The organism is Chloracidobacterium sp. (genome assembly GCA_025057975.1).
GTDB lineage: Bacteria > Acidobacteriota > Blastocatellia > Chloracidobacteriales > Chloracidobacteriaceae > Chloracidobacterium.
Genome location: JANWUV010000049.1, coordinates 1 through 611 on the forward strand (window position 1 = coordinate 1; position 611 = coordinate 611).

1 protein-coding gene is annotated in these 611 nt (G+C 60.9%); it reads left to right on the top strand.

All coding sequences use genetic code 11. The features are described 5' to 3' along the window. A partial coding sequence (locus tag NZ585_15000; GenBank protein ID MCS7081339.1) for a chromate transporter occupies window positions 1-611 on the top strand: 611 nt, incomplete at both ends.

A 611-nucleotide genomic window follows, 5' to 3' on the forward strand; every position in this document is an offset into this window, starting at 1 on the left:
CCGGTTGAGTGTGTTTTCCTTTGGGGGGCCAGCAGCGCACATCGCCCTGATGCAAAAGGAAGTGGTCGAACAGCGCCAGTGGCTGCCAGCGGACGAATTTTTAGACCTGATGGGGGCGGTCAACCTGATTCCTGGTCCAAACTCGACGGAAATGGCGATTTTGATCGGGCTACGGCGGGCGGGCTGGGCCGGATGGCTGGTGGCGGGAGCAGCGTTCATTTTGCCAGCGGCGTTGCTCACCACTCTGGTGGCCTGGGGCTATCGCGCGTGGGGGACGTTACCCCAAATGGCGCCGGTGCTGGCAGGCATTCAACCGGTGGTCGTCGTTCTGATTGCCGATGCTGGATGGCGCTTGGGGCAAAAGGCGGTGAAAAACACGTGGTTGTTGGGGGTGGGTCTGACAACAGCGCTATTGTCCGCTTTGGGCATGAGCGAGTTGCCGGCTTTGGGCATCGGGGGTCTCCTGGGAATGCTCGGGCAACGACCCAAACTAGCCCGTTCAGTCGCCTGGTGGCCTGTGCTCCCTTGGGCAACGATGCCCGCAACGCCTGTGTCATCCCCTGGTTTGTGGCCGTTGGCGCTGTTTTTTCTCAAAGTGGGAACGGTGCTTT